This window comes from Mycobacterium sp., assembly GCF_049802695.1.
Taxonomy (GTDB): Bacteria; Actinomycetota; Actinomycetes; order Mycobacteriales; family Mycobacteriaceae; genus Mycobacterium.
Genome location: NZ_JBARMY010000032.1, coordinates 1 through 7,794 on the forward strand (window position 1 = coordinate 1; position 7,794 = coordinate 7,794).

Here is a 7,794-nt window from a genome sequence, read left to right on the forward strand (position 1 = left end):
GCCCCGGCGCGACGAGGGCGGCTCCAACCTCGGCTCCGGGTCCGCTCAGCGCCAACCGTCACCGCCGCGCAACGGCCGGCAGGCCCCGCACTACCAGCGCTGATGCCGGCCGCTGCCGCGCCTGACCTGACCTCCTCCGATCGCCACGAGCTGGCTGATCTGGTGCGCCGGTTGTCCGTCGTGCGCGGGCAATTCACTTTGTCGTCCGGCAAACAGGCCGACTATTACGTCGACCTGCGGCGCGCCACCTTGCATCACCGGGCCGGGGCGCTGATCGGCCGGCTGATGCGTGAGCTCACCGATGACTGGCAATACGCGGTGGTCGGCGGCCTGACCTTGGGCGCCGACCCGGTCGCCACCGCCGTCATGCACGCACCCGGTCGCCCGATCGACGCGTTCGTCGTGCGTAAGTCGGTGAAAGCCCATGGCATGCAGCGTCTTATCGAAGGAGCCGACGTCACAGGGCAGCGGGTGCTGGTGGTGGAGGACACCAGCACCACCGGTGCTTCCGCGCTGACCGCGGTGCACGCGGTTCGCGATGCCGGCGGCGAAGTGATCGGGGTGGCCACCGTGGTGGACCGCGCTACCGGTGCCGCAGAGGCTATCCAAGCCGAAGGCTTGCTCTGCCGCAGCCTGTTGGGTCTGACGGATCTGGGACTGCGTTAGCCGCCGTGCGGGCTCTTCTGGCGAAGTGGAGGGCGACGACGCGGTGAATGATTCGCGCCGCTCCTCCTCGGGTCGTTCCGACCCGCATCGTCGCGACGCGGTGAACGATCCGGGTCCCACCGAGTGGGGAACATCGGCGGGCGGCGTCGGCCCGTGGCAAGGGGAGTGGCCGAGCGACCCGCGCTACGACCCGGTGTTGCTGCGCGACGGAGATACCCGCAACGTCGTCGACGCCTACCGGTACTGGACGCGCGAGGCGATCATCGCCGACATCGACCAGCGCAGACACTCGCTGCATGTCGCCATTGAGAACTTCGGGCATGACGCCAACATCGGCGGGGTGGTGCGCACCGCCAACGCCTTCGCGGTGGACACTGTCCACATCGTCGGGCGGCGGCGCTGGAACCGTCGCGGCGCCATGGTCACTGACCGTTATCAGCGGTTGCGCCACCACGACAGCTCCGCAGAGCTCATGGAGTTCGCGACCGACGCCGGTCTGACAGCGGTCGCTGTCGACAACGTGCCCGGCGCTGCCCGGCTGGAGCAGATCGAGCTGCCGCGGAACTGCCTATTGGTCTTCGGGCAGGAAGGACCCGGCATCACCGACGACACCCGGGCAGCCGCAGTGCTCACCGCCTCGGTCGCCCAATTCGGCTCGACACGCAGCATCAACGTCGCGGTGGCCGCCGGTATCGCGATGCACGCCTGGATCAGGCAACACGGAAACATCGCGCAGGCCTGGTAAGGCAGGATTTGCACACATGGATCAGCTATGGGCGAATCGGGCGGCCAGCACCGAAGCTGCCGTCTCCGCGCGGCATCTGCGGCGGCTTTGGGCGCTGCCTGGAACCCACCTGGGTGTGGTGGCCTGGCCGCCGTCCCGCCGTGACCGGTTGTTCGGGAGCTGGAACTACTGGTGGCAGGCCCACCTACTGGACTGCTTGGTCGACGCGCAGGTCCGCGATCCGAAGCCGGAGCGGCATAACCGGATTCGCCGCCAGATCCGTTCGCACCGACTGCGCAACCTCGGCGCGTGGGTGAACAATTACTACGACGACATGGCCTGGCTGGCGCTGGCACTGGAGCGGGCTGCGCGGCTGGCCGGCGTCGAGCGTCAACGCGCGCTGGACAAGCTGAGCCAGCAGTTTCTCACCGCCTGGGTACCCGAGGACGGCGGCGGGATCCCGTGGCGTAAGCAGGACCAGTTCTTCAACGCGCCCTCCAACGGTCCGGCGGGAATCTTCCTGGCCCGCTATGGTGACCGGCTCAAGCGGGCCCAGCAGATGGCCGACTGGATCGACGCGACGTTGATCGACCCGGAAACCCACTTGGTGTTCGACGGCATCAAAGCCGGATCGCTGGTGCGCGCGCAGTTCACGTACTGCCAAGGGGTGGTGCTGGGCCTGGAGACCGAATTGGCCGCCCGGACCGGCGATCCTCGGCATGCACCCCGGGTGCACCGCCTGACCGCCGCCATCAACGAGCACATGTCCACCTCAGGGGTGCTCAAAGGAACCGGCGGCGGCGACGGCGGTTTGTTCGGCGGGGTCACCGCGCGCTACCTCGCACTGGTGGCCACCACGCTGCCCGGCGACGGCGCCGCCGACGTGGTCGCCCGCGACACCGCCCGCGCACTGGTGATCTCGTCGGCCGAATCGGCGTGGGACTACCGGCAGACCGTGGAGGGGCTACCACTGTTCGGGCCGTCCTGGGACAAGGATGCCGAACTGCCGACCGCTGCCGGTAAGGAAGCGGAATTCTCCGGGGGCGCGGTATCCGGCTCCGCGACACCCGAACGTGATCTGTCCGTGCAGCTCTCCGGTTGGATGCTGATGGAGGCGGCGCACGCCGCCAGTGCGGCAGCAGCCGACGACGACGGGTCGGCCAGCGGTGCGCCCGGCAAGCTGTGACGAGAGGAGCTCTCGATGAGCAAAGTGCACCCTGACGCCGGGTCCGCTCTGGCAGGCCTACTTGCCGACGGCATCACGGTTGCCGCCGGCGGCTTCGGTTTGTGTGGTATCCCGGAAAACCTCATCCAGGCGCTGGTGGACAGCGGGGTCAAGGACCTCACCATCGTCGGGAACAACGCCGGCGTCGACGATTTCGGCATGGGTCTGCTGCTCAAGGGACGGCAGGTGAGAAAGGTGATCGCCTCCTACGTCGGTGAGAACAAGGAGTTCGAGCGGCAGGTGCTGGCCGGCGAGCTGGACCTGTCGCTCACACCGCAAGGCACGCTGGCGGAGAAATTGCGGGCCGGCGGCGCGGGCATACCCGGCTTCTACACCCGCACGGCCTACGGCACCGAGCTCGCCGAAGGCAAGGACATCAAGGTCTTCGACGGCACTGAATACGTGCTGGAAGAAGGCATTCGCGCGGACGTGTCGATCGTCAAGGCGTGGAAGGGTGACAAGGCAGGCAACCTCGTCTACCGGAAGACCGCCCGCAATTTCAACCCGATGATCGCCACCTGCGGCGCGGTGACAGTGGCCGAAGTCGAAGAATTGGTCGAGGTCGGTGAGCTGGATCCCGACTTGATCCACACCCCGGGCATCTACGTTGACCGCATCATCGAAGGTTGTGACTACGAAAAGCGCATCGAATTCCGCACCGTCAGCAATGTCAGTAAAGAGACAGCGCTCAACAGCAGTAGCCCGATCCGCGAGTGGATGGCCCAGCGCGCCGCACGGGAACTGCGTGACGGCTACTACGTCAACCTGGGCATCGGCATTCCGACGCTGGTGGCCAACTTCATTCCGGACGACATCAACGTGACGCTGCAATCCGAGAACGGCCTGCTCGGCATCGGCGCCTATCCCAGTGCGGACACCGTCGACGCCGACCTGATCAACGCCGGCAAGCAGACCATCACCACCATCGCCGGCTCCAGCTTTTTCAGCAGCGCCGACTCCTTCGCCATGATTCGCGGCGGCCACATCGACCTGTCCATTCTGGGCGGGCTGGAAGTGGCGGAGAACGGCGACCTGGCCAACTGGATGGTGCCGGGCAAGATGGTCAAGGGGCCCGGCGGTGCGATGGACCTGGTCTCCGGCGTGAAGCGCGTGATCGTGGTGATGGATCACACCGCTAAGGACGGCAGCCCGAAGATCCTCAAGCAGTGCACGCTGCCGGTTACCGGCAAGGCTGTGGTGGACATGATCATCACCGACCTGTGCGTCTTCGACGTGGACCCCGACCACGGCCTCACACTCACCGAACTGCATCCCGGGGTGACGGTCGCCGACGTGCGCGCGAAGACGGGATGCGATTTCACAGTGGCCGTCTGAGGTCGCAGACGTATGGTCAAAAGGTGACTTCCCCACTATCACCGCTGCCGAGGCCGGTTCTGACCCGCCGGCACATACTGTTCGGCACCGCCATGCTTGGTGCGCTCGCCGCGTCCGGATCGGTGTTTGCCTTAACCGCGGCAGGTGCGCCCAGCTCGCCGCTCGGCACATTCGAGGTCAACCACACCGACGAAGAGTGGCGGCATCTGCTGAACCCGCAGCAGTACGCCGTGCTCCGCACTGCGTCCACGGAGACGCCCTACAGCAGCCCGCTCAACGATGAGCACCGGCGCGGGACCTTCGGATGTGCGGGTTGCAGCCAGGATCTGTTCTTCTCAACGACCAAGTTCGACAGCGGCACAGGGTGGCCAAGCTTTTACAAAGCCCTGGACAACGCCGTCCTCGAGCGGCAAGACAACAGCGAGGGTATGACGCGTACGGAAGTGCTCTGCAGTCGCTGTGGCGGACATCTCGGGCACGTCTTCGACGATGGCCCCGCACCGACCGGCTTGCGGTACTGCATGAACGGGGTGGCGATGGGCTTCCGGCCCGCCTAGCTCCGGTCAAGGGCCTACTCGGTGACCTGCAGGGGTTCCCGGTCTCGCGCCGGTGCTCGCCGGCGCTTCAGGAAGGCCCGGGTGGAGGCGACAAACGCCGGCAGCATCGACACGAACAAGATGACCAGGACGATCTTTTCCAAGTTCTGGTGGATGAACGGCACGTTGCCCAGGAAGTAGCCGGCCACCGTCACGCCGCCGCCCCACAGGACGCCGCCGACGATGTCGAACGCGAGGTACAGCGGGTAGCGCATGTACGACACCCCGGCGACCACTGGGGTGAAGGTTCGCACGAACGGCATGAATCGAGCCAGGATGATCGCCGCGGGCCCGTATTTCTCGAAGAACGCGTGTGACTCGGTGACGTGGTGCTGCTTGAAGAAGCGCGAGTCTTCCTTCTTGAACAGCGCCGGCCCGATCCGGCGGCCGATGAAGTACCCGGTCTGATCGCCGAGCACCGCGACCGCCGCCACGGACGGCGCCAACACCCAGATGTCAAGCGTGCCGTGGGCTGCGAGCAGGCCGCCGGTGAAGAGCAGTGACTCACCGGGCAGCAGCGGGAACAGCAGTCCCGTCTCGACGTAGACGATGGCCAGAATCGTCGGTAGTACCGCCGACGCGAACAATCCTTGGGGACCGATCCAGTACATCGGGTCGAGAATGTTGGGCAGGGCCACGAGGGTGTTCGAGGCGGTGCTCACGATGTTCCAACATACCGTCGCCGCCCGGCGATCCTGACCAGGCGGGGCCCAGCAACGCTGCCGACGCCGCCGTGAGTTGCGATACTGGACGCACCCGCCGGCCCAGAAGGAAGTTCCATGCCCATCGCAACGCCTGAGATCTACGCCGAAATGCTGGCACGAGCCAAGGAGAACAATTACGCGTTCCCGGCCATCAACTGCACCTCCTCGGAGACCATCAACGCCGCCCTCAAAGGCTTCGCCGACGCCGGCAGTGACGGCATCATCCAGTTCTCCACCGGTGGTGCGGAGTTCGGTTCCGGGCTGGGGGTGAAAGAGATGGTGACCGGGGCGATGGCGCTGGCGGAGTTCGCCCACATCGTCGCGACCAAGTACCCGGTCAACGTCGCGCTGCACACCGACCACTGTCCGAAGGACAAGCTGGACAGCTACGTCCGGCCGCTGCTGGCGATCTCTGCTGAGCGGGTCGGTGCGGGTGACAAACCGTTGTTCCAGTCGCATATGTGGGACGGCTCGGCGGTGCCGATCGACGAGAACCTCGAGATCGCCAGGGAGCTGCTGAAACAGGCCGCGGCCGCCAACATCATCCTGGAGATCGAGATCGGCGTGGTCGGTGGTGAAGAGGACGGTGTGGCCCACGAGATCAACGACAAGCTCTACTCGACGCCCGAGGACTTCGACAAGACGCTCGACGCCTTGGGCACCGGTGAACACGGCAAGTATCTACTGGCCGCCACGTTCGGCAACGTGCACGGCGTTTACAAGCCCGGCAACGTCAAGCTGCGTCCGGAGGTGCTGGCCGAGGGCCAGAAGGCGGCGGCGGCAAAGCTGGGCCTGCCGGAGGGTTCCAAACCCTTCAACTTCGTCTTCCACGGCGGTTCGGGGTCGGAGAAGTCGGAGATCGAGGAGGCGCTGCACTACGGCGTGGTCAAGATGAACGTCGACACTGACACTCAGTACGCGTTCACCCGGCCGATTGTCGGCCACATGTTCACCAACTACGACGGGGTGCTCAAAGTCGACGGCGAGGTGGGCAGCAAGAAGGCCTATGACCCGCGCAGCTATCTGAAGAAGGCCGAAGCGCAGATGACCGAGCGCGTCATCGAGGCCTGCCAAGACCTGCACTGCGCCGAAAAGACGCTGGCTTCCTAATCCCGCCGCGAGCGGCCACATATGTCCGCGGGAAACCACGCGGTGCTCGACTCGATCTGGAAGCACCACTGGCGATGATGTTCGATTGTGCACACCTACGCACGGTCCACGTCCAGCGGCTTTTGTGACGAACTCGAACAGGTTCAATTTACGTGTGCCTTGCAAATGAAGACGTTAAACGTTTAACAATGACCATCGGTATGCCAGGCTAATCCGTCGCTGGCGACCGATTTCCATGTGACCCCTCGGGATGGATGCACATGCCGTGGGCGACATTCTTTGTCTTTGTTCCTGTGAGTGTGATCAATTTATGGTGACCTCGGCCAAACTTCGTTGAAAACGCAGGCAGCGCGTTCGACCGCCAGGCCGTGGTCATTCGGGGTCCAATCCGATCCTAAACTTTTGATCACCGCAGTAATAAGGATCCGGTTGACAGCGTCGCGCTGATTAATGGTTGGCTCGTCTGTTTCGCGGAGTTCGGCTAAGAGAGCGGAGTCGCGACGTAGCAGCTCGTCCACGATTACAGCGCGCGCTGTTTCTGGAATAGCGTCAAGAGCGTTGCTCATCAATGCCTCCAACCTTGGTGGGCCCTCGCCCACGCGGTAACCACTTGCCCGTCTTTATTCAAAACCACTATCGCGTCTTTGCCCTCGTAGCTGTAGGACCCGCGGCCTTGGGAGTCAATCTGATAGCTAGGCGGTGACACCGGATGCTCCACAGCGTCTTGCAGTGCGTCATCGTTGACGCCGTGCCCATCTCGGTCCTCAACTCGCTCTCGGCCGTGATCGGTGAATCCGTTGATCTGCTGAGGCGGCGGAAAGGGCGGCTCGGCTTTTTCGGGGTGTTGAGCGGGTTCTTCGCCCTCTATTCGGATGCCGAGGTCACCTAACCGCGCTCTGATCGCGGCCTGTCGCTCCAAGAGAGGGCCTTTGTCGGCGATGCAAGCGTCGTATGCCGCTTGTTCGGTTGGTATGGCGAAGGTGCGTCCGCATCGGGCGTTCCATGCGTTTATGTCCGCGTTGACGGCGTTCCAGGCTGCAATCGCCTCTTCTGGGGTCATCTCCGCGATCGGTGTCTGCGGTGGGGCCGGGTCGAGCGGTATCGGGGTTGGCGGTGCTTGCGGCGTCCCGCCGGGGCCGGTGCCGAGCATCTGGGCGCCGGGGCCGCCGGAGCCTTCCGGACTTCCGCTGCCAAGAGATGGTTCGGGCGGGCCACCTGGCGCTGTGGCAGGTTGCGGAGCCGGCGGTGGCGGCGCCAGTACTTTCGATGCCGGAGGTGGGGGAGTCAACGACTGGGCGGTGTCGCCGGGGTTGAGCAGGGGCGGCTGTGGTGCAGACGGCGGAACCGGCGGCCCTGGCGGCTCGGGCCGACTGTAGGCCAGTGGCTGGGTGGTCGTCAGTGTCGAGGTAGTGGTCAGCGGCGTGGTGGTGACCG

Annotated in this window: 7 protein-coding genes and 1 pseudogene; 6 read left to right on the forward strand and 2 right to left on the reverse strand. The window is 65.1% G+C overall.

Annotated features, from left to right (window positions below; all coding sequences use genetic code 11):
• Nucleotides 1-102: 102 nt before the first annotated feature.
• From pyrE to msrB, 5 genes are all read left to right on the forward strand, one after another.
• Entirely contained in the window at nt 103-666 is a 564-nt protein-coding gene (gene pyrE, locus WA317_RS01155; protein WP_425171284.1) for an orotate phosphoribosyltransferase, read from the forward strand.
• 100 nt (nt 667-766) lie between these two features.
• Nucleotides 767-1,411 (forward strand): TrmH family RNA methyltransferase, encoded by a 645-nt coding sequence (locus tag WA317_RS01160; protein WP_425171288.1) that lies wholly within the window; start codon nt 767-769, stop codon nt 1,409-1,411.
• 16 nt (nt 1,412-1,427) lie between these two features.
• Nucleotides 1,428-2,576, forward strand: a complete 1,149-nt coding sequence (locus tag WA317_RS01165) for a glycoside hydrolase family 76 protein (RefSeq protein ID WP_425171285.1) — start codon at nt 1,428-1,430, stop codon at nt 2,574-2,576.
• Between the two features lie 15 nt (nt 2,577-2,591).
• Complete coding sequence (locus WA317_RS01170; RefSeq protein WP_425171286.1) at nt 2,592-3,950, forward strand: 3-oxoacid CoA-transferase; 1,359 nt, start codon at nt 2,592-2,594, stop codon at nt 3,948-3,950.
• Between the two features lie 92 nt (nt 3,951-4,042).
• On the forward strand, nt 4,043-4,507 hold the full coding sequence (gene msrB / locus WA317_RS01175) for a peptide-methionine (R)-S-oxide reductase MsrB (protein WP_425171289.1): 465 nt from the start codon (nt 4,043-4,045) through the stop codon (nt 4,505-4,507).
• A gap of 14 nt (nt 4,508-4,521) precedes the next feature.
• Here the strand turns inward: msrB and WA317_RS01180 are convergent, their stop codons facing one another.
• Nucleotides 4,522-5,157, reverse strand: coding sequence for a DedA family protein (locus WA317_RS01180; RefSeq protein ID WP_425171290.1), 636 nt, complete (start codon nt 5,155-5,157; stop codon nt 4,522-4,524).
• Nucleotides 5,158-5,325: 168 nt separating this feature from the next.
• On the opposite strand from WA317_RS01180, the gene fbaA reads away from it, so the two are divergent.
• Complete coding sequence (gene fbaA, locus WA317_RS01185; RefSeq protein WP_425171287.1) at nt 5,326-6,360, forward strand: class II fructose-bisphosphate aldolase; 1,035 nt, start codon at nt 5,326-5,328, stop codon at nt 6,358-6,360.
• Between the two features lie 565 nt (nt 6,361-6,925).
• On the opposite strand, the pseudogene WA317_RS01190 reads toward fbaA, so the two are convergent.
• Nucleotides 6,926-7,794: pseudogene (locus WA317_RS01190) on the reverse strand (hypothetical protein); the annotation flags it as partial.